At 76.8% G+C, this 522-nt stretch carries 1 protein-coding gene; it reads left to right on the top strand.

Features of this window, described 5'->3' with window-relative positions:
- The coding region (cbiE, locus tag AC2W7G_RS18385) for a precorrin-6y C5,15-methyltransferase (decarboxylating) subunit CbiE (protein ID WP_485869700.1) at window positions 1–522 on the top strand (522 nt) is incomplete at both ends.

The following is a 522-nucleotide window of genomic DNA, read 5'->3' as shown; positions in this document are numbered from 1 at the left end:
CGTCGGCGACCGAGCCGGTGGTGGTGCTCGCGTCCGGCGACCCGCTCGTCTCGGGCATCGGCTCGACGCTGCTGGACGTGCTCGGCCGCGAGCGCGTCACGATCGTCCCGGCCGTGTCGTCGGTGGCCCTGGCCCGCGCCCGGATGGGCTGGCCGGCCGAGACCACGACCGTCGTCTCGCTCGTGGGCCGGGACGTCCGCCTGCTCGTGCCCGCCCTGTCGGCCGGGCGCCGCGTGCTCGTGCTGTCGAGCGACGAGACGACGCCGGCCCTCGTGGCCGCGCTGCTGACCGGGCTCGGCTGGGACGAGACCCGCATGACGGTGCTCGGCGACCTCGGTGCCGGCTCCGAGTCGCGCACGTCCGGCCTTGCGTCCTCGTGGGACGCCGAGGTGCCGCGGCTGCACGTGCTGGCGCTCGAGGTCGCCGGTGACGGTCCGGGCTGGGGGTCCGGCGGCGTGCTGCCCGACGACGCGTTCGACCACGCCGGGCAGATCACCAAGCGCGACCTGCGGGCCAGCGCCC

It is taken from the genome of Aeromicrobium sp. PFPM2_SD2 (assembly GCF_057364525.1).
This window is presented reverse-complemented; position numbering and strand designations above follow the sequence as displayed.